General features: G+C 39.8%; 19 protein-coding genes. All 19 read right to left on the bottom strand.

What is annotated here, in order from left to right; genetic code table 11:
- Positions 1 to 114: 114 nt before the first annotated feature.
- The 19 genes from ACNSTQ_RS01020 to ACNSTQ_RS00930 all read right to left on the bottom strand — a co-directional run bounded on the left by ACNSTQ_RS01020 (position 115) and on the right by ACNSTQ_RS00930 (position 19,690).
- Entirely contained in the window at positions 115 to 1,593 is a 1,479-nt protein-coding gene (locus ACNSTQ_RS01020; protein ID WP_418197992.1) for a peptidoglycan-binding protein, read from the bottom strand.
- Positions 1,594 to 2,220: 627 nt separating this feature from the next.
- The gene (locus tag ACNSTQ_RS01015) at positions 2,221 to 2,748 is read right to left on the bottom strand and encodes a hypothetical protein (RefSeq protein WP_418197991.1); all 528 of its coding nucleotides are present in this window, start codon (positions 2,746 to 2,748) and stop codon (positions 2,221 to 2,223) included.
- 225 nt (positions 2,749 to 2,973) lie between these two features.
- Positions 2,974 to 3,219: a hypothetical protein gene (locus ACNSTQ_RS01010; protein ID WP_418197990.1), complete on the bottom strand. Its 246-nt coding sequence runs from the start codon at positions 3,217 to 3,219 to the stop codon at positions 2,974 to 2,976.
- Between the two features lie 333 nt (positions 3,220 to 3,552).
- On the bottom strand, positions 3,553 to 5,268 hold the full coding sequence (locus ACNSTQ_RS01005) for an EAL domain-containing protein (RefSeq protein WP_418197989.1): 1,716 nt from the start codon (positions 5,266 to 5,268) through the stop codon (positions 3,553 to 3,555).
- 273 nt (positions 5,269 to 5,541) lie between these two features.
- Complete coding sequence (gene fabZ, locus ACNSTQ_RS01000) at positions 5,542 to 5,964, bottom strand: 3-hydroxyacyl-ACP dehydratase FabZ (protein ID WP_418197988.1); 423 nt, start codon at positions 5,962 to 5,964, stop codon at positions 5,542 to 5,544.
- 104 nt (positions 5,965 to 6,068) lie between these two features.
- A complete protein-coding gene (locus ACNSTQ_RS00995) occupies positions 6,069 to 6,668 on the bottom strand; it encodes a transposase (protein ID WP_418197987.1) in 600 nt (199 codons plus the stop codon).
- Positions 6,669 to 6,850: 182 nt separating this feature from the next.
- Positions 6,851 to 7,597 carry a DNA-directed RNA polymerase subunit beta gene (locus tag ACNSTQ_RS00990; protein WP_418197986.1) on the bottom strand — a complete coding sequence of 249 codons (747 nt, stop codon included), beginning with the start codon at positions 7,595 to 7,597 and terminating at the stop codon, positions 6,851 to 6,853.
- A 145-nt stretch (positions 7,598 to 7,742) separates the two neighbouring features.
- Positions 7,743 to 8,588, bottom strand: a complete 846-nt coding sequence (locus ACNSTQ_RS00985) for a flagellar hook-basal body protein (protein ID WP_418197985.1) — start codon at positions 8,586 to 8,588, stop codon at positions 7,743 to 7,745.
- Between the two features lie 13 nt (positions 8,589 to 8,601).
- A complete protein-coding gene (locus tag ACNSTQ_RS00980; protein WP_418197984.1) occupies positions 8,602 to 9,420 on the bottom strand; it encodes a flagellar hook-basal body protein in 819 nt (272 codons plus the stop codon).
- A 333-nt stretch (positions 9,421 to 9,753) separates the two neighbouring features.
- Positions 9,754 to 10,755, bottom strand: a complete 1,002-nt coding sequence (locus ACNSTQ_RS00975; RefSeq protein ID WP_418197983.1) for a rod shape-determining protein — start codon at positions 10,753 to 10,755, stop codon at positions 9,754 to 9,756.
- A 107-nt stretch (positions 10,756 to 10,862) separates the two neighbouring features.
- On the bottom strand, positions 10,863 to 11,147 hold the full coding sequence (gene spoIIID, locus ACNSTQ_RS00970; protein WP_209121801.1) for a sporulation transcriptional regulator SpoIIID: 285 nt from the start codon (positions 11,145 to 11,147) through the stop codon (positions 10,863 to 10,865).
- A 663-nt stretch (positions 11,148 to 11,810) separates the two neighbouring features.
- On the bottom strand, positions 11,811 to 12,476 hold the full coding sequence (locus tag ACNSTQ_RS00965) for a PolC-type DNA polymerase III (RefSeq protein WP_418197982.1): 666 nt from the start codon (positions 12,474 to 12,476) through the stop codon (positions 11,811 to 11,813).
- Between the two features lie 499 nt (positions 12,477 to 12,975).
- Entirely contained in the window at positions 12,976 to 13,641 is a 666-nt protein-coding gene (locus ACNSTQ_RS00960; RefSeq protein WP_418197981.1) for a class D sortase, read from the bottom strand.
- Between the two features lie 4 nt (positions 13,642 to 13,645).
- Positions 13,646 to 14,656 carry a processed acidic surface protein gene (locus tag ACNSTQ_RS00955; protein WP_418197980.1) on the bottom strand — a complete coding sequence of 337 codons (1,011 nt, stop codon included), beginning with the start codon at positions 14,654 to 14,656 and terminating at the stop codon, positions 13,646 to 13,648.
- A 362-nt stretch (positions 14,657 to 15,018) separates the two neighbouring features.
- The gene (locus ACNSTQ_RS00950; RefSeq protein ID WP_418197979.1) at positions 15,019 to 16,950 is read right to left on the bottom strand and encodes a DUF294 nucleotidyltransferase-like domain-containing protein; all 1,932 of its coding nucleotides are present in this window, start codon (positions 16,948 to 16,950) and stop codon (positions 15,019 to 15,021) included.
- On the bottom strand, positions 16,931 to 18,592 hold the full coding sequence (locus ACNSTQ_RS00945; RefSeq protein WP_418197978.1) for a sodium:solute symporter family protein: 1,662 nt from the start codon (positions 18,590 to 18,592) through the stop codon (positions 16,931 to 16,933). Before ACNSTQ_RS00945 ends, ACNSTQ_RS00950 begins: the two co-directional genes overlap by 20 nt.
- A gap of 225 nt (positions 18,593 to 18,817) precedes the next feature.
- The gene (locus tag ACNSTQ_RS00940; RefSeq protein ID WP_418197977.1) at positions 18,818 to 19,120 is read right to left on the bottom strand and encodes a DUF4212 domain-containing protein; all 303 of its coding nucleotides are present in this window, start codon (positions 19,118 to 19,120) and stop codon (positions 18,818 to 18,820) included.
- A gap of 128 nt (positions 19,121 to 19,248) precedes the next feature.
- On the bottom strand, positions 19,249 to 19,509 hold the full coding sequence (locus tag ACNSTQ_RS00935; RefSeq protein ID WP_418197976.1) for a hypothetical protein: 261 nt from the start codon (positions 19,507 to 19,509) through the stop codon (positions 19,249 to 19,251).
- A gap of 4 nt (positions 19,510 to 19,513) precedes the next feature.
- Entirely contained in the window at positions 19,514 to 19,690 is a 177-nt protein-coding gene (locus tag ACNSTQ_RS00930; RefSeq protein WP_418197975.1) for a hypothetical protein, read from the bottom strand.
- Positions 19,691 to 20,224: the final 534 nt, after the last annotated feature.

Genomic DNA, 20,224 nt, shown 5'->3' with positions numbered 1-20,224 from the left:
AGGATATTGTCTATCTGTATATATTTTTACCCCCTAATGTCATTCGTATAAGGTTAACATTTTAACAAAAGTAAAAAGTTACGCATCTTTTGAACGATACGTAACTTTTTTGAATTAATGAACTCTTTTAGCTCCTAAATACCGTGGCGCCCAATAACTATTGTTCAAACTCGCAACGATTACCCCTGTTGATGAGCCACTATGAATAAATTGGTTATTCCCTATGTAAATCCCATTATGAGAAGGACCGCTTGATATCGTTTCAAAAAATACAAGGTCCCCTACACTCGGCTTTGAGACAGATGTTCCTGCTGCCCACTGTTGAGCAACGGTACGCGGGATGTTTACCCCCTGATTTTTAAAGACGTATTGTACGAAGCCACTACAGTCAAACCCTTTTGGCGTTGTACCTCCCCATACATAAGGTGTACCTACTAATCCAGCAGCATCAGCAATGACATTCATAACCTGGAAGTCTTGCGACACGTGTGGTGCAGGCTGAGCTTGTTGCTGTGGTACTGGCTGAGCCACTGTTTGAGCTGGCGTTGTCTGCGCTGTGTTTGCTTCGTTAGTAGATGTTGTTTGATTTGATGTTGGCTGAGTTGTTGTCGTATTTGTACTTGAATTAGTTGTCGTGTTGGTCGTTGTATTATTATTTGTTGCATTATTTGTTGAGCCTGACTGCCCATTCACTACTTGTGTTAACGCCCTGAAGGTTTGCGACCCTGCAATCCCATCTACCGTCAGACGCTGACTTTGTTGGAACGAACGAACGGCTGTAGCGGTAATATTACCATAGTACCCTGTTACTTCATGATTGAAGTGACCTAGTTCCTTAAGTGATTGCTGAAGCTGCCTTACTTGGCTGCCGCTTGAACCTATTCTGAGTACAGATGCAGTGAACTGCACGGAGTCTATTTGCGCAGTCGGATTTACTGTTTGTGATTGTGTTGGTGTTGGCGTTGTTTGAGTTGACGATGCAGAGTTTGCCTGGCCCCCAGTTTTGCTTAGTAAGTGTGAAATAGTTTGCGGCCCCACAATCCCATCAACAGTAAGGCGATTTTTTCTTTGATATTCTCTAACAGCATTTTGAGTAACTCGACCATAATAACCTGTTACATGATGATTAAAATGCCCGTGCTCTTTTAAAATTTGTTGAAGTTCTGTAACCGCTTGTCCTTGAGAACCCGAGCGAAGGAGACCTCTTGTTTGGGCAAGTGTCGTATATGTATTAGAAGTAGTTGCCGATGCGATTTGAGTATCCGGGCCACTTCTATGTTGAGCCGTTGTATTGAGCAAGAGATTGATCGTAGTTAAATTAGCCACCCCGGTCGTTTGAATTCCATGCGTTTGTTGAAATTGTCTTACTGCCTCTTCTGTAATTGTTCCGTAAAAGCCTGTTGCTGTATGGAAATTAAAATATCCTTTAGCTTTAAGTACCTCTTGTAGCTCTTTTACATCAGAGTGATTCATCCCCTTTTTTAAAGGTTGGTCACCTAGTGCCGCGTCTACAACTAACGGTGCAGTCAACACAATTCCTGTAGCAAACGTTGAAGAAATTACCGCTTTTTTCACAACGGACTTTGTACTCATTGTTTTTCCTCCCTAGCATAGAATAATGTTTAATAGATTTTTAGGACTACTATTTTTTTATATGTAGATTTTATCGTCAGTTTACTAGTCTACCTCTATTATAATGTGAAAAATATGGCTGTAGGTTACAAAAATATTACAAAAGTCAGAGGTATTAGGAATTAGTAATAGTGTATCTTTCTTTCATTTTCGATACTATAGTCTATTTTTCCTTCTTATTAGATTATTTTCCTGCCTACCATTAGACATTGCTTTTTAAGTATTTTTTTGAGTTTTTGTCTAATTTGTAGGGAATTTGTCGTTTTGTGTAGTAGTTAATGAGAACTATTTTAGTACCTTTACGTATACCAACTGGAAAAATTTTTGTCTATAGACTAGGTTTCATAGCTAGGCAACGTATTTGACTGTTTGTGATTAAGGATATGAGGAAGTAGATTAGAGATCTAAATATTGTTTCGCTTATTGATTCGGGAGATATAGACGTTATAAAGATATGGTGTATTTGGGTTGGTTGTTTGTAAAAAGTTATAAGAAAAAGAAAAAGACAGTGTTAACGAACTATGTCGTTTAACACTGTCTTTTTCTGTCATATAAGGATTTCCACTCTATGCTACCTGCAAGTCTCTCTTAAAACATCGACTCTATTTCTCCTGTTTTCCGGTCAACGTAGTACCATCCGCGAGTAGCCGTATGTCCAACACCACCATTTCCTGGAACAATGTCGAACACGTGAACTAAATAACGCCCATTATCTTCATGATCTACAACTATATTAACATCAGGATCATATTGTAAGTCCAAATAACTTCTTACTTTTTCAATCGCCTCTTCTTCGGTTAATAGACCATTTTGATCTTTCTTGCCTTGTTCATCTTTACCGTTTTCTTCCTGTCGAGTTTCTTTTTTAGAGTCTTCCTGTTTGGTGTCTTGATCCTTACTTGAATCTTTTTCTTCTACTTTGTCTTGCTCTGTACCTGCGTTGAACTTCTCTTCTGTTTTACCATTACTACTTTCATGATTAGTAGGAGGATCTTCTTCAAGTCCTTCTTCTATTTGATCTATGTTTTCGTCGCCAATTTCTTCATTATCGACTGTCTTCGAGCATGCGGTAAACAATAAAGTACCTGCTACTAACATTACTAAAACGTATTTCATTTCGTTCCCTCCCTTGGTGGTCTTCAAACCTACACCTATTCTACCATAGAATACGAATGAGGTGCCAGGCACCCTCAGTGCGTTAAAGCGCTAAGGGTGCCTGGCACCTTTAGCATTATGAAGCAGTATCAGTTTAAAGCATTAAAGGTCCCTAGCACTAAAAATGAAAAATAGGATTGCCTTCATGTGGCAATCCTATTTATTAATAGTATGTTATTTTTAATCTTAAGCTTCTTCTTCTTCCTCTTCTTCTTCAAGGTCAGCGTCGTCTTCAGCTGGCTCTTCAAGCTCTAACTCAGCATCTTCTTCTAGTTCAGCATCTTCAGCAGGTGCTTCTTCTAATTCTGCTTCTTCAGCTGGAGCTTCTTCCATGATATCGTCTTCTACTGGTGTTTCCTCTGCTTCACCACATGCAGTTAATACGCCTAACGCTAATACAGCTGTACCTAATGTTAATACGAATTTTTTCATGTTCATCGAACCCCCGTAATGGTTTTATTATGACTAACGAATTATTTGTTTCTGTTAGCCTGACGTTATCTTAGCAAACCCATAAACCGCCGTCTACCTAATTCAGGGATTTTTGGTAATGTTACGTTATTCTTACATACTGCAATAGATTTTTACATATTTCATATTGCTGTGTGATTGATTATAGTTTTGCTTGAAAGAGTTAAGTTTTATAGCAATGTTAGTCTCTTGGAACATGTGATATTTAGACATAAAATAAATAGGATCTCGAAGATCTTCGTAGGCATTATTGGCAAGTATTGAAAGTGTTTAGATCTATTTCTCTAGAACCACCTATACAATTTTTACAGTTTCATTCATACGCTTCATGATCGAACTGCATTTTTCGTAATTAAGAGGTTTACTGAACAGGTAGCCTTGTGCGTGATGGCATCCTTCTGTTTGGATCAGTCGAAGCTGGTCTTCTGTTTCTACTCCTTCACATATAACTGAGAAGTTTAAGCTCTTCGCCATCGCTATGATTAATTTAACGAGGGCGAGGTTCTCTTGGTTTTGACTATTCGAGTCTTGAATAAACGATTTATCGATTTTCAATGTATCGATCGGAATGTTTTTTAATTGGCTTAGTGATGAGTAACCCGTTCCAAAGTCATCGAGCGAAAGCTGAACACCGATTTTTTTTAGTTGAATTAGCTTTTCTACCGCTTCCTTGATTTGAGTAATCGCCATATTTTCCGTAATTTCCAAACAAAGCAGGTGAGGGTTAATTCCCGTTTCTTCGATGATGTGCTTTACTCTTTCCACAAAGTCTGCTCGATCAAATTGCTTTTTTGAAATATTAACCGAGATGACGAGATCTTTGAAGCCTTCATCATGCCATTTTTTCGTTTGCAGGCACGCTGTTCGAAGCACCCAATTATCAATATTTACAATGAGACCCGTTTCTTCGGCTGCCGGTAGAAATGCAAACGGTGATAGTATTCCTTTTTTAGGATGATTCCAGCGGACGAGTGCTTCAATTCCGTAAGGCTTATTATTTTCTACGTTGACTTGAAGCTGGTAATAGACTTCAAATTGTTGCTCATGTATTGCGGTTCTCAGCTCTCTTTCAAGTTGTAACCGTCCTCTTGTTTCCTCGTCCATTGCGTTCGTATATTCACGGAATTGCCCTCTTCCCTCTTCTTTGGCCCTATACATCGCGCTATCTGCATTTTTTAATAGTGCATGAAAATCAAGACCGTGTTCGGGGTAAAAACTTAAGCCAATACTTGTATTCGTGTAAATTCTTTCACCGGAACACTCCACAGGGGTTTGGAACGACTGTACAATCCGCTTCACTTTCCGGTACGCATCTAGTTTATCTTTTAAAGGGTGGAGTAATATCGTAAATTCATCCCCTCCAAAACGGCTAACCATCCCGTCGTTTCCAACAACTTGTTGGAGACGCGTTGAGATATGCTGAAGCAGCTGATCGCCGATGTGGTGACCGAGAGAATCATTAACTTTCTTAAAGTGATCTAAATCTAAGAATAGCACTGCAAACTTTTCACAATTATATTTGGCATGAAGCAAGGCTTCCTTTAACTGTTTTTTAAACAGGGTTCGGTTCGGTAGCTGTGTTAAGGCATCGTGGTATGCAAGATGTGTAATTTGTTTTTCAACTTGCTTTCGCTCTGTAATATCTCGCATCATTCCTATAAAAAAAGAATCTTCTTCTCGTTCCTTTTTGATATGGGTGATTGTAATAAATGACCAAAATTTTTCGCCGTTTTTACGTTTGTTAATAAGTTCGCCCGTCCATGTTCCATCCGTTTTAATCTTTTCCCACATTTCTTTAAAGACTACCCGTGACGTTTGCCCCGATTGTAAGAACCTTGGATTTTTATGAGCTACTTCCTCAAATGTATATCCTGTAATTTTTTCAAAGGATGGATTTACAGCGACGATGCTCTGGTTATGATCCGTAATCATTAGCCCGTCATTCATGTGATTTAATAGATGCCATACATTTTCATGGTCTTTACAAAACTTTTGCAGTATTGGTTCCATTACTGTTGGCTTCCAGTTTGTATAATGCCCCCCATAAAGCCTCCCCCACTTTCTTTAAAAGTGTTTTCTTTCTATAAATAGTAATTTATGTCCAGTCCTTATAGATTATTTTATTATAATTCTATAAATTCCGTCAAAATCCTACTAAAAAATTTATTTTTCTGGAATATAAATCAGTGTAATAGCAAATGCGGGGGAAAAAGGTAAAAAAATGGTGCCAGGCACCTTTAACACAATGAAGCGTTAAAGGTGCCTGGTACCGGTTTTTGTTTTTTATTTGAGGGCGAACATTAACTCGGTTTCGCAGACGATTTTTCCATCAACCGTTGCTGTTGCTTTTCCTTTACCGATTGGTCCGCGCAGGCGAACGATTTCTACTTCTAAGCGTAGCTGATCGCCAGGTTTGACTTGTTCTTTGAAACGGCAATTATCAATACCTGCAAAGAATGCTAGCTTCCCACGGTTCTCTTCTTTTTTGAGTATAGCCACTGCACCAACTTGTGCTAGTGCTTCAATAATTAGTACTCCAGGCATTACCGGATAATCCGGGAAATGTCCGTTAAAGAACTCCTCATTGGCTGTGACGTTTTTCAAACCAACCGCACGCTGGCCTTCTTCCACTTCTAAAATCCTATCAATAAGTAGAAATGGATAACGATGGGGAATAATCTCTTTAATTTCTTCAATTGTCAACAAACGCTTTACCTCCCTAAAGTACTAAAGGTGCCTGGCACCGAAATTGCAGCGTAGCATCGAAGTTGGGCTGCAGTAGTGCCAATGAGGTGCAGATGGGCACCGATTTAGATATTTGTGCTTTTATTGCTATATTGTACCACAGGGAAGACTAAGTCTTGAAATTTTGATGGGCGGTCGCTCTGAAGAAACTTTTGATAATGATAGGAAGATGGTTTGGGAAAATAGGAAAGTACCGTTGATGTTGTAATGTGAGGATTTTCGGTGTGAAAGATATACGCTGCACAGCTGCTCCACCGATAGTCTGCAGGGTTTCTTGTTATACCTGCCTCTACTGGATTGAGGTGGATGTATTTACTTGCATCGAGGATGTAGTCAATCGCTGGGGCTAGCTTTGAATAATAACGACCTTGAAACACGTGGCCGCTTTGCAGGTACCGGTCATTGTAGTATTTGGCATAGCTTACATTCAAGAAATGCATCGCTAGAGCCGGGGATTCGTCAATTGCTTCTAAAAGAAGATGGTAGTGGTTGCTCATGATGCAATAAGCATGAAGATAAAATGGATGGCGCTGCCGTGCCGTCTCCATCAATTGAAGAAATTGCATGTAGTCTTTTTCGTCATGAAAGATTGGGAGCTTTCGGTTTCCACGGTTCGCAATATGCAGAACAGCACCGGGATACCAAACCCTTTGTTTACGAGGCATGAGGAGGATCACTTCCTTTTATGGAATAGGGGATAAAACAAGAGAGCGTGAAAAGAGGTGTATTTATCAAGAGCATCCTTCTACCACCTATTATAGTAGGCATCGCACTAAAGAGAAATTTCTACTAACAAATTTTACATTTTTAACAAAAATAAAAAAAATCACCAACGAGACCTAGTAAACTACTCGGCACCGCTGATGATATTTACAATATGCTCCCATGTTTCGCGTTGCAAGATTTCTGTTGGTGTACCATTTCCTATCACACCGTAACCAAACATCAAGCCCGTCACTAAGCTTATCCCGCATAACAAAATGACGATGACTAAACGCAGCCAAATCGGGATTATACGAATTCGTTCTTTTTTACGCTTCTTTTTCTTTTTTCTTGTTTCTCGTGTATCCTTTTCTTCTTCGTCTGCATTTGGATCAGCCTTCTCTTCCTCGTTTGCATCCGCCTGCACAGCAGCTTCGTCTGAGCGAGACTGTACTTCTGCACGAATTAAAGGTATTTGGGATATCAACGTCTCTTGACTTAAGTCGACTGCACCTTCAGCTTCATTGGATGGACCAGAAGTTTCTGCTGCCGAGTATACCTTCGTATCACTCGCTTCCTCTGTTTCCTCTTTGTCGTCTCCAGCCACAGTATCTGCACTAGATTTTTCCTTCGATGGTTGATCTGCTTCAGAGAACACCTTCGTTTCTTCCGCTTCATCATTCGATCTTCCCGGTGCGGCTAAAGCCTCGGATTCAAAGACCTTTGTTTCTCCCTCAACTTCATCCTTGATTTCCGTCTCAGGTGCAGGGCGCTGTACCGCACCACCATCACCATCTCCACGAATCGTCGTTTCAGGTTTTGAAGTTGCTTCGTTTCTGTCTTGATCTTTATCTGTATTCAGTTTGTCTTTTTCTAGATCACGATTTTCCATAACTACTCCCTGTCCTGTCATACATAGTATCGTAGGGTTAACGAGCTTGCTAGGTGATTGCCGTTTCTAAAAGCTAAGGCTAGCGCTTGTCCAATCATTTGGGAGCGTTAGCCTGGTTCATCTATATTATACAATCATAAAGAAACTAACGGATCGAGTTCACTAAGCCCATCATCTGGTCTGCCATTGAAATCGAACGAGCATTAAATTGATAAGATCGTTGGCTTAAGATCATTTCTGACATCTCTCTACCCATATCAACGTTAGACATTTCTAATGCACCTTGTCTAAGACTGACCTGTCCTGCTCCAATTACACCTAAAATATCTGCAGGCACGTAGCCTTGTTCAATTAAATTTTCTGGAAGTCCAAACAAATTCTCACCTAGTTGCTCAAGAATTTGCGGTCTTTGTACTCTTACCATTTCTAACTGTCCTGCTGGAACGGTTGTCGTTCCATCTCTTAGTATAACAGAGATTATCCCATTTTCATCTATTTGCACTTCTGAGTGGTCAGCTGGAACAGTGATTGGACCGTTTGGACCGAGAAGAAAATGCCCTTGACCGGTAACAATATTCAGTTCATTTGGATTGTTAGGGCTTTGAGAAAAATAAAAAGTTCCGTCTCTCGTATAACGCACTTCTCGTGCGCCATTATTATTGCTTACTTCGATCTGGAAAAAGTGGTTTGGATTTTGAATGGCAAGGTCTAGCTGTCGATCCGTCTGCTGAATCGAACCTTGCTCAGTTCTTAAGGCTGTTTGTCCAATTTTAGCACCGGCTCCGACACGCAGGCCATTCGGTGTAAGACGTCCTGTTTCCATAGATGGAACGATTTGATTGTTAACTTGTTGGAATAATAGATCAGAAAACGATGCTTCACGGCGCTTAAATCCTGTTGTGTTGCTGTTGGCCATATTGTTAGCGATTGTGTCCATCTTTTTCTGTAATTGTCCCATTGTAACCGATGCTGCCATCATTGATGTATTCATGTCTTACACCTCCTTAACCAATTCGTCCGACTTCATTAACAGCTTTTTCTAAGCTGCGGTCGTATGCTTGTAAAACTTTTTGATTTGCCTCAAAACTTCGGTAAGCACTCATCATCTCAGTCATTGTCTGAGCTGAGTCTACGTTTGAGCGCTCAATAAAGCCCTGTTGGATTTGGTATGCTACTTGTCCATTTCCAATCGCTGTTGGAAGGACACCTTCTTCAGTTAAACGAAGTAATCCGTCTCCTTCTTTTACAAGAAGCATCGGATCTTGGGCGAGTGCTACTTGAATTTGTCCTAATGGAACTTCATCTTCAGTAAAAACAAATCCTTCTCGGTCGACACGAAACTCTTCATTGTCAACTTCAATCGGTTGTCCCGCCGTATTTAGGACATAGAAACCTTGGCTGTTGACTAAGAAGCCTTGACCGTTCACTGCTAGATTTCCGTTCCGTGTATAGCGAACTTCGCCATCACCATTTTGTACAGTAAAAAATAACGCACCTTGTCTGCCATCCTCATTTACAGGTACCGTTCCTTGAAGAAGCGCAAGGTCTAAATTATTGCCTGTTTGTTGCAGGTCACCTTGTAGAAAATTTGGAGTTCTTTCTTGTAAGTATGAACCTGTTGCTAGAGAACCGACAACATGAGAATTTGGCTTCATATTGGACGTGTTCATCGCTTGGATGAGCATATTCGGGAACGAACGTAACGACGCTTGGTCTGCTTTAAATCCAGGCGTGTTAACATTCGCTAAGTTATTTGTCAGCATTTCTTGTCGCTGTTGTTGGGCAATCATCGCCGCAGCTGAACCGTAAATACCGCGAAGCATGACATACCTCCTTATAGGTGTTATATTGTCTTATCTGGCGGTGCCGTTTGTGCGGTACCAGGTACCTTTAATGGATTAACGTACTAACGGACCCGTTAAATTTTTAGGTGCACCAATTTATATTTTTGTTTCCAAGTTTCAAATTAGCTTTTAATCTATTCTTCTATTATATCGTCTACATACCATGGAATGGATAGAGGTAATTTTTTCTGTTGCTGTTTATCCAGCCCAATATAGTCTTTCCTATAGCTAATCACTGTTGAGAATAATATTGTTCTCCAACATCAATAAACCACACTTTAACCTAACCAAGAATAAAAACCGCTTTTATGTTTACAAGCGAACTTTTCTACTCATTTTATCTAGGTTTTCTAAAAGAATGCCTGTACCCTTAGCTACGCAGTGCATCGGCTCATCTGCAACAAATACAGGAACCTTCAGTTCTTCCGCTAAAAGTTGATCAATTCCATGAAGAAGCGCTCCTCCACCCGTTAAGATGACACCACGGTCAATGATGTCAGCCGATAGTTCAGGCGGTGTTCTTTCTAGCACTGATTTAGCAGCTTGTACAATATAGGAAACTGATTCAGTAAGCGCATCTTGAATTTCTTCTGATCTAACTGTTATCGTTCGTGGCAGTCCACTAACCAAATCACGTCCGCGGATCTCCAATTCTTCTTGACGAGCACCTGGAAATACCGTTGCTACTTGCTTTTTAATTTCTTCAGCCGTTCGTTCTCCAATCAGGAGCTTGTACTGTTTTTTAATATAGTTGAGGATGTCATGGTCAAACTTATCCCCAGCTATTTTAATAGAAGAGGCGGTGACGATATCACCCATTGAAAGAACAGCAACATCTGTTGTCCCACCGCCTATGTCTACGACCATGTTACCGCTCGGTTGAAAAATATCCATTCCAGCACCAATCGCAGCTACTTTCGGTTCCTCCTCTAAGTAAACGTTTTTTCCACCACTTTTCTCTGCAGCTTCTCGGATCGCTTTTTGCTCTACAGACGTAATTTCTGTAGGACAACAAATTAAGATCCTCGGCTTTGAGAAAATTCCTTTGACATTAATTTTACCTAAGAAGTGTTTGAGCATTGATTCTGTTAGTTCAAAGTTTGCGATAACCCCATCTTTCATGGGACGTAAAGCAACGATATTTCCTGGTGTTCGTCCGACCATTCGAAACGCTTCTTCCCCTACAGCAAGTACTTTTCCATTCGTTGTATCTAACGCTACAACAGATGGCTCATTTAAAACAATCCCACTTCCTTTTACATAAACAAGAACATTTGCTGTACCTAAATCAATCCCTATATCCCGTCCGAACATTAGTATTATCCTCCCTGTTTTGGCTAATCAATCGACAGCTGTTTGCTGTATCCTACTAATGTTTTATTTTATCATATTTTGTCAATACAGGGATTGATTTTTTGTTTTCAATTTTGGGTTTTTACAACTTTTTCGTTCGGTTGGTCTGATTTTTTGTACTTCACCTTCGTTGCCTCACCACCGCGTAAATGGCGTATCGACTTATGATATTCGAGGATTTCCTTTACTTCATTTGCCAACTCTTGATTGATTTCAGGTAATCGTTCGGTTAAGTCTTTGTGTACAGTGCTCTTGGATACGCCAAACTCTTTTGCAATCGTTCGGACCGTTTTCCTCGTCTCGACGATGTACCTGCCTATCTTGATAGTACGTTCTTTGATGTAATCGTGCACACCACTCGCCTCCTAATCAATGTTGGTGATTGATACATTTTATTAAGGAGGAAGGGTATATATACCAAAAAGTCAAGCAGGACAAGGCAATTTTTCATGCGGTGAAGGAATTATGTGTTGAAAAATTATATTATTGTGAACATTTTCGGTCATTAATAATAGCGCTCAATCGTTCGTATAATGCGGTTTTCGTAAATTCTTGAGATTATATGGCAGCTTCGGAAACTTTATTAGTATTTCTTTAAGTAAATAGGAAAAAAGAATGGAAGTTTGGTGACGGTAGTGTGGTTTTTGACAGTAGTTTACTGTGAGAAATGCCACATAGTTTGTGAGTCTGGGTTATTTTTTAACAATTATATGGATTTGACTTAGAACTTTTATTTGCGGACTGAGAGGCCTTTATTTCGGTAGAAAGGCTACTATACTAGTACGTTACGGACTGAGAGGTCGTTATTTACTTCTATTTGGGATTCTTTTTTATGCATTTAGGCAAATAGGGTCTTCCCAGTCCGGGAAATAAATCAAATAGTCGTTTTTCCTTAATATAAGGGCCTTTGAGTCCGCTTCTATTGGTGGTGTAAGCATTAAATTAATCTACATAAAAAACCGGTGCCAGGTACCTTTAATGCTGCGTTGCATTAAAGGTACCTGGCACCGGTTGGTTTAGAATTGGAGAACGCGGTTGCGGTTATTGGCGTCTGTTACTTGAACGAGGTCAGCGAGTGTGGTCTTTCCTCGATCTTCAAGTAAGCGAAGCAGCTCAACAAAAAGGTGAGCTGTCGTTAGGGCGTCACCGATCGCACTGTGGCGCTCATAAATATTTGTACCGAATGACCGAGCATATTGTTCTAAATCACGCATATCCCAGGAAGGACAGAGATACCCAAGCATGTCGAGTGTATCAATATAGAGTGGCTGTTCAAAGGTGAATTTCGCTCGTTGAAGTTCTTTTCGAAGGACCATAACATCGAAGCTCAAATAATGACCGACCCAACCACCACTTCTCGTCTTTTCAATAAATTGAAACAACGACTCAATGGCTTCTACAGAGTTGGGGGCATTTTCTACATGGTGCTGAGCAATGCCCGTCAGTTTGGTAATTTCTGGCGGAATGTTTCGTTCTGGGTTGACGTACGTTTGAAACCGGTTGTCTGTTACCAGTAACCCTTCGACTTGTACAGCCCCTATTTCAATGACACGGTCTTTGCCACCGACAGCAAAGCCTGTCGTTTCTGTATCAAATACGGTAAAAGATAAATCGCGTAACGGTGTATCAAGCGAGGGCTGTTGGTCTAGTTGGTAATGCAGTAATTTCTTTTTCCAGAACATAACAATCTCCCCTTGTTTATATTCTATATCCCTAATATTCTTAGCACTCTAAATACCTTGTTTTTTTCTACCGAATGCTCAGTCTCTGATCTCTCATCTAGGTATCTAATACAATTAAGAAGCTATCAACTTTTTGTTAACCGCTTACAAAAGAGAGTGAACGCTTATTTGATTTATGACTTGATTTATCCTTGTTGTAAGTAAATAACTGTTCATTATTTCCAAAGGAATAATCTACTGTTATATGACAATGGTTTTATTTTACCGAATTTTCAAACTTTTTTCTACACTTAACCATTAAATTTTCTAGTTTTTATTTGAATTGTTCTAAAAAAGGGCTCATGCCCATAAAGAAAAGCGTTAGCTCTTACCCTCTGAACACCATAAGGGTTAAAACTAACGCCTTCCTAATTTACTATTGTGATAATATCATTAGTTCTTATATATACTTGTCCCACCTAATGATTTGAAGACACTTATGATAAACTCATATCGCGTCCTAATTTGTATCAAATTTTACATCTAGATCCGTTTTCACTAAATGCGCAACTAACACATAACGTTCTGGTGCATCACCAATGAACTGGAAAGGATAACAAGTCGTTACAGTAAGCGTGGCTCGCGGCTTAGGGACAATGACCGTTCGATCGTCCTCGTCGACGATACGCACCTTGTTAACCCTGTAGGTAAATTGTCCAGCTGTAGTTGTTACAATCAGTTCATCTCGTTCTCCGACCTCTCCTAACTTACGAAAGACTGTATCGCGATGCCCTGATAACACACTATTATCCACTTCTCCAGGTAATACGCTTCCAAGAAAGTGCCCTACCCCGCGTTCTAACTCATCTTCATCCGTTCCGTGATAGATGGGAAGTGTGGCGTCAAGTTTTGGAATGTAAAGTTCACCTATTAGATCACCTTGTTCGGGTCGAACCGGATAAAGAGGTCCTCCCTTTTCTTTTTCCTCAGCACTAATGGTCTTCTCGAGAGGAGGGGTTATTTCCTTTGTAGCTTCATTCACTTTATATAGCCCGTACCCCTTTAAAAGGGTATACGCATTAGTTGTTGTAAACCATAGGCCTCCAATAAAAAGAACAATGCAAAAAGACAGAAGAAGAAGACGCTGCTTCTTCCGCCTTCTTCTCTTAAATTCTTCATGTCTCATTGTATTAAGCCTCTTTAACTTTGAGACGACGGTAAATGATACCTGCTGTTAACATCATGCCTAGCCCGATGAGAGCGTTCTGCATTGAGTTAGAAGCAGTCTTTGGCATCTTAGCTCCTTTCTCTGTCTTCACTTGATCTTTTGGAGGAGCTTTCTTTACTATTTCTTTTACTTCCTTTAAGTCTTGAGCTGGTTGTTTTATTAATTCATCACCAAACATATCAGCAGTTATGATAATGTCAGCCAAGAAAGCACCTTCTAAATTATAAAGTTCTATTAATAAGTTATAGCCCTCTAAACTATCCAGCGTCACTAACGTTTGCAAAGAAATTGGCTGTTTACTGTCCTTATCTCTTCCTTCAATAAGATAATACTCTGCATGTAACTTAAATAGGTTCATTAAATCTGAGTAAATCGATAATATTTCCGCAATCTCTTCAGCAGTTAAATCTGATGCACTATCAAAGTCAGGAAGTGCAAGGGCACGTTCTGCGATCTGATTTAAACGCTCTTCAAAAGCTGGATTGTCTAAATCAAGAGTCAATAAGTGGTCCATTAATCTCTCAATCTCTTCATCAGTTAGGTCAAACTCTGCGAAAAGGGCATCGATTTCAGCAAAAAGCTCGTCCCAGTCGAAATCATCAAAGTCCTGATAGAAGATTATAGCAAGTTCTAGACCTTCTAAAAATTTGTAGTCATCTAAAGTCTCACCATATTCAGCAAGAATTTCTTCTAATTCACCTAACGTTAACTCGTATAAATCTAGTAACTCTTGTAAATTTTCATCAGTAATCACAGGTCCAAGGAAATCCCTTAATTCGTCAACCGATTCAAAATCACTCAGTTCCATACCCCAATGATATTCAAGTTGATCTTCTAGTTCCTCTTGTGTCAAACCAATTTCATTTAAATACTCGTTTAGTTCATTCTGGTTGATTGCTGCGCTACTCAATGTTGGAAAAGCCAAAGATAGTAATAATAAGATTGAGACCATTACCATGACAATTCGCTTCACTAGATTTCCCCCTAAAATAAATTAGTTTCTTCATATTTAATATAGTCCGAAAAAAAATATAAAAAAAGAATTGTAAAAAAATAGATTCCATATATAATTAAATGTCATCTTTTAGGAGAGTTCAATCATTAGCTCCACTCGATTAAGAGCTTACTACGAAGGAATGTTAACACTATATCTTTCTGAAAAATATCAAAATAAGTTATTAAAATAGAAACAACGCAGCTCCCCTACACTAACTTACCTCTAGTAAATAAAAAAAGAACCAACATAAGTGCTGGTTCAATGTGATCATCTATTTTTCGGAAAATCCAAAAGTGTCATCCATTTTTGGCAATATCCCAAAAGTGTTGTCATCTTTTTTACAACATCCCAAAAGCCCCAAGCGTCTGATTTTGCAAGGAACGGATTGCCTTGAGTGCAATCATGAGTTCTTCTTTATCGCGCGAGCGGAGATGTGTGAATTTGACTTCGCTCGTGCCCTCTTCTTTGCGGAGGTATCTGCCCCAGGCTTGTTCTACTCTCACTTTTAGTACGATTTCATAAGCAAACCGGATGTCGTCGGCCACTTCAGGTGAGAACACGTTTAATTTGACGAGTGCATCGAGTCGCTGTAATGGCGTCCCCACCACAATCCCGTGATGCGCCGATAAAACTTGCAAGCAATGGTGAAGCGGGAACAATGCATGCTTTTTAATGTCAATCGAATCTCGCCTTAAACCGAACAGTGCTCGGATCGGGTGGTCGAGGGTTGGAACCGGGTGTTCTCTTTCTTGTTCAGCCATTCGATACAGATAAATGCGCGATCGCGATACTTGTTCTTTCACCATTTTTACAAATTCATCGTGCAGGTTGTCGTCCCCATATAAAAAACGGAATGACATAAAATTATGACCCAACAACACATTATCATTCGTTGCTCTAAGTGCCCATCCACGAAGGCGTTCCTGCCACGTCTTGAGTGTGCCACGCCAGTTTTCTTCATTAGCCATCATCTTCCCGATACAAAGCTTATAACCGGCCTTATGGAGATGATCGACGATTTCTTGACCGAGAAGCGCAAAGTATTCTTCCACGCGTTCACTGTCGCCGCTATCTGGATTATCGTAGACAAGAAAATGATCTTGGTCGGTAAGTAAAAACTGTTCACCACGGCCGCTGCTCCCCATCGTAAACCAACAAAACGGCACAGGAGGTTTTCCTTTTCCTTTCGCTGCTAAAGAGGCCACCGCTAAATCTAAACAATGGTTGACGAGACGATCGTACAGTTTCGTTATAATCTCTAACGTATGCACAGTTGGAATTTCATCGTTAATTAACTGCCCAAGGACATCATAGATCGCACTCTTCACCGTTGGTAGATTAGAAAAAGCTGATTGCTCGATTTTTTGTAAAATCTCCATCGATCCACGGTTTTTCTTGCGTAAAAGGTCAGACAAAGTGACCATTCCGACGACTTTTCCATCTTCTTCAACCGGCAAATGTTTGATTCCATTTAATAGAAAACTAGACATAGCTTCATAATAATAGCCATAACGCGAAATCGTGATTGGATTGGTCGTCATGATGTCTTTTGCTAGTAACGGCCCTTTACTTAAATTCGCAACGACGCGTTGAACGATATCTTTTTCCGTAATAATCCCGATTAATGTTCCATCAAAATCATTGACAACAACTGAGCTTGCTCTTTGTTCGACCATTTTTTTGGCAACGATTTGAATCGATTCATCTTTTACAACAGAAACAACGGGTTCATTCATTAAGTCTTGAATTCGGCGAATAAACGGATCACTCTCGCCCCATTGGTTCGCTAACTTCACTTGTTCCGCTAACGACCCGTAAATATCCCGCAGGCGAACCGCTACCTGGCGAAGAACAAAGTCTCGAACCGTTTCGTCATCCCACCTGGCTTCAACGACAGAATAAGGGATTTTCAAACAGTACGAGTCTTCGACAGCACGAACTTCAACCGTATATTTGGCCACATGAGGATTCGGCTCACCGAGAAAATCAGCTAAGCTAGAAAATCCAATCATATCACCGGTTTGGAGCACTTCGAGTACTTCCTGCTGAAAAAGACCGTCATCTCCTTGAACATAGACTTCGGCCATTCCAGTTAAAATGAGAAGAAGCCCTTCTCGTGGTGTTTTCGAATAAAGGACTTTTTCTGACTTGTTATAATGCTTTAATGTACATTTTTCCATTAGACTCGTAAATTCAGAATCAAGCACCCCTTGAAAAAGGGGGTGCTTGTGAATTTGTTCAAATAAATCTTTATTTTCCAGCTGATTCATCCATCCATACCTCGCCATCTTTATAAGTCATTTGTTCCGGGTAACGTAGGTCAATGACTTCGTCTTGGATGCGTTGAGATGGTGCAGCTGTAGCTTTAGACACTAGATACGTTACGATTAAGTTCACCGGAACACCGATAATACCTGCACCTGTGTCAAGTATACCAAACATTGTAATTCCTTGACGAGCTAAAAGAATGTACGTAATTGTGACAAATAATCCTGAAAGCATTCCGGCGATTGCTCCCTTAGCGTTACAACGCTTCCACCATACTCCTAGTAAAAGAACTGGGAAGAATGTTCCGCCGGCAATAGCAAAGGCCCAAGCAACAATCTGTGTAATGACCCCAGGAGGATTTAACGCGACAATCCCAGCAACGATCGTCGATAGTACGATCGCCCAACGTCCGGCTGCTAGACGTCTCTTATCACTTGCTTGCGGGTTCATTAAACGATAGTAAATATCATGTGCAAATGAAGATGAAATCGTAATTAATAGTCCACCGGCTGTTGATAATGCAGCTGCCATCGCACCCGCGGCAACGAGACCGATAACAAACATCCCTAGATTTGCAATTTCTGGTGTTGCCATGACGACGATGTCATTACTGATGACAATCTCTTCCCATTGAAGAATTCCGTCACCGTTTTGGTCAGCTACTTGAAGACGACCCGTATCTACCCAACTTTGTGTCCAAGCTGGTAAGCTATCAATTGGGCTGTTTGCCACTTGAGTCATAAGAATGAAACGAGAGAATGCCGCATAAGCAGGAGCTGATAAGTATAGTAATGCAATAAATAAAAGCGCCCACGCACCACTCCAACGAGCAGCCTTCATCGTTGAAACTGTATAGAAACGAACGATAACGTGTGGTAATGCTGCTGTACCTACCATTAATGTAAATAATAAGGCAATAAATTGTGATTTGTCACTTTGCGCAAATGGCGCGAAATATTCACTGATCCCGAGTTCCTTATCGAGTTCTCCAAGCTGTGAGACAATGTTTCCGTATGTTAACCACGGCATTGGATTTCCTGTTACTTGTAAAGACATGAAAACGATCGGAATAATATAGGCAATAATTAAGATAATGTACTGAGCAACCTGCGTCCACGTAATCCCTTTCATACCACCTAATGTCGCATAGACTGCGATGATGACAACCCCAATCATCGTTCCATACATTGCTTCAATGTTCAGGATACGTCCGATAACTACCCCTGAACCAGAAAGCTGACCGATAATATATACGAAGGAGATAATAATCGTTGCGATCGCAGCGATTAAGCGCGCAGCATTACTATCAAAACGGTCACCAATAAACTCAGGTACGGTATAGCGACCGTATTTACGTAGTTGCGGTGCTAATAAGAATGTTAAGAATAAATAACCACCAGTCCAACCCATAATGTAAGCTAGACCGTCATAGCCTAAGATCATGAGTGTCCCGGCCATACCAATAAATGAAGCCGCACTCATCCAGTCTCCACCAATCGCCATACCGTTCCAGAATGGCGGTACCCCACGACTTGCTACGTAAAAGTCCGATGTTACTTTTGCACGATTATAAATAGAAATACCGATATAAAGGCCAAATGTTGCCATAATCATTAATATCGATACGATAGATTGATTATCCATAGTATTCCCCCCTCAACGGAATAAGGTTTCTCTTTCGTTACTTTTTTGATAAAATAATAGTGTTCTTTTTTCATTTCATTCATTAAGGTTTCTTATCTTAATGATGAATGTCGCTTAATTGGGCTCAGCACTGTTCATACAGTCTGAGCCGCTTTTTTTGTCTGTTTTTTTTTAAGAGATGGTTCGACTGAACACGAGGTCAGTGTCTGAATCAGATGCAATAGATTAATGATCGAGTGCTTTTCCTGCCCCGATACGGGTATTTTGTTCCTCATCAATGCCAAACTTCTTGTCAATTCTGTCACTTATGACTGCATTTACAAATAACAAGATTACAAAAGTTGCGACTGCTCCTTGAGCCCCCATATAGTAGTGGAAAGGCATTCCCATAAATGTTACGTCTACTAGAGACTCTGCAAAAGCAACCACTCCAAATGACGCTAAGCCACCTATGATTAAACAAATAATGACAACTGTATTTCTCGCTTTGAAATATGCATCTGCTACAGACTTATCGATTTTTTTCATATTCTCACCTCCTTTAAATAATCAATGAGTCTTTGTTCCTCAGACTTTTGTAACCGCTTCCAAAAAATTTGTGTTATTAAAGTTTTTCTCTAAAACTTCTATAGACACTATTTCCTTTTGCATGAGGTTTAAGAGCGCATCGTCTTATTCCCAGCTCCTTGCTGGACTTGCTTACAATTCCGGCAAATGACGTAGGGCGTTTTCTTTTTGGCAATTCTCATGTTGACAACAAATACAAACAAAATGAAAGTTAGTAGAATGGGATGAAAAATATAACTAAAGATGAGAGAGACAATGATGGGTAAGGTTGATAAGAAAAAGAAGTATTGCCATTTGTTCATCACTACTGTTTCGCTGCTGTTACATTTCGTACAATTCGGATTTTCCATTCAATCACCTTAAACTGAAAATAAATTTAACAGTATCCCAAAAGGGTAGCGGTACCATGACAACTTGAACAAGCAAATAGACAAAGATGGAAGCGAACGGAACAGATAGGAACAACGGCTTCTTTTTACGGAAGGCGAATATAAAGCTGAACAGTGTGATAAGTAAAAAAACATAAATCATATACTTTCCCTCCTTAATGGATTACTTCACTAAAAACTGACTGCATATTCAGTTTTCGAAAAAACATCACAAATCAATATATCGTGTTAGACTGAACGCTAGAACAAATCAGATAAAAGTTTAACCGCACATAAATGCCGGTCCCGATCAAGTTTTCTTTTTTATGTATGCTCCTTCAATGGATCTAGTATTTTGAAAACGCTACCATTTTTGAGTTTTAAAACTCTAGCATTTATTTGTCTTGTAATATTTATTTTCTTTTTCTCACTTCTATGCCAAGTTAGATGAGATTAGCGAACCAATAATTATTACATAACAGAATTTCATTGTTGGGTTAACAAGATTTCGTTTTTGCTCAGTCTTAATTTATTGTTTTATAGTACACATTATTCCAAATTTTCAGATACTTAGTCAACTATTTTTTTGAGATTTTTTGTAAAATTTTTATTACAAATCTCGCAACCATTGGTAGATTAACTTTCCACTGTGAACATCTAAGAAAAGAAAAAAAGAGGTGCCAGGCACCTTTAACAC

The organism is Alkalihalobacterium sp. APHAB7 (assembly GCF_048323755.1).
Lineage (GTDB): Bacteria > Bacillota > Bacilli > Bacillales > Bacillaceae_F > Alkalihalobacterium.
This window is presented reverse-complemented; position numbering and strand designations above follow the sequence as displayed.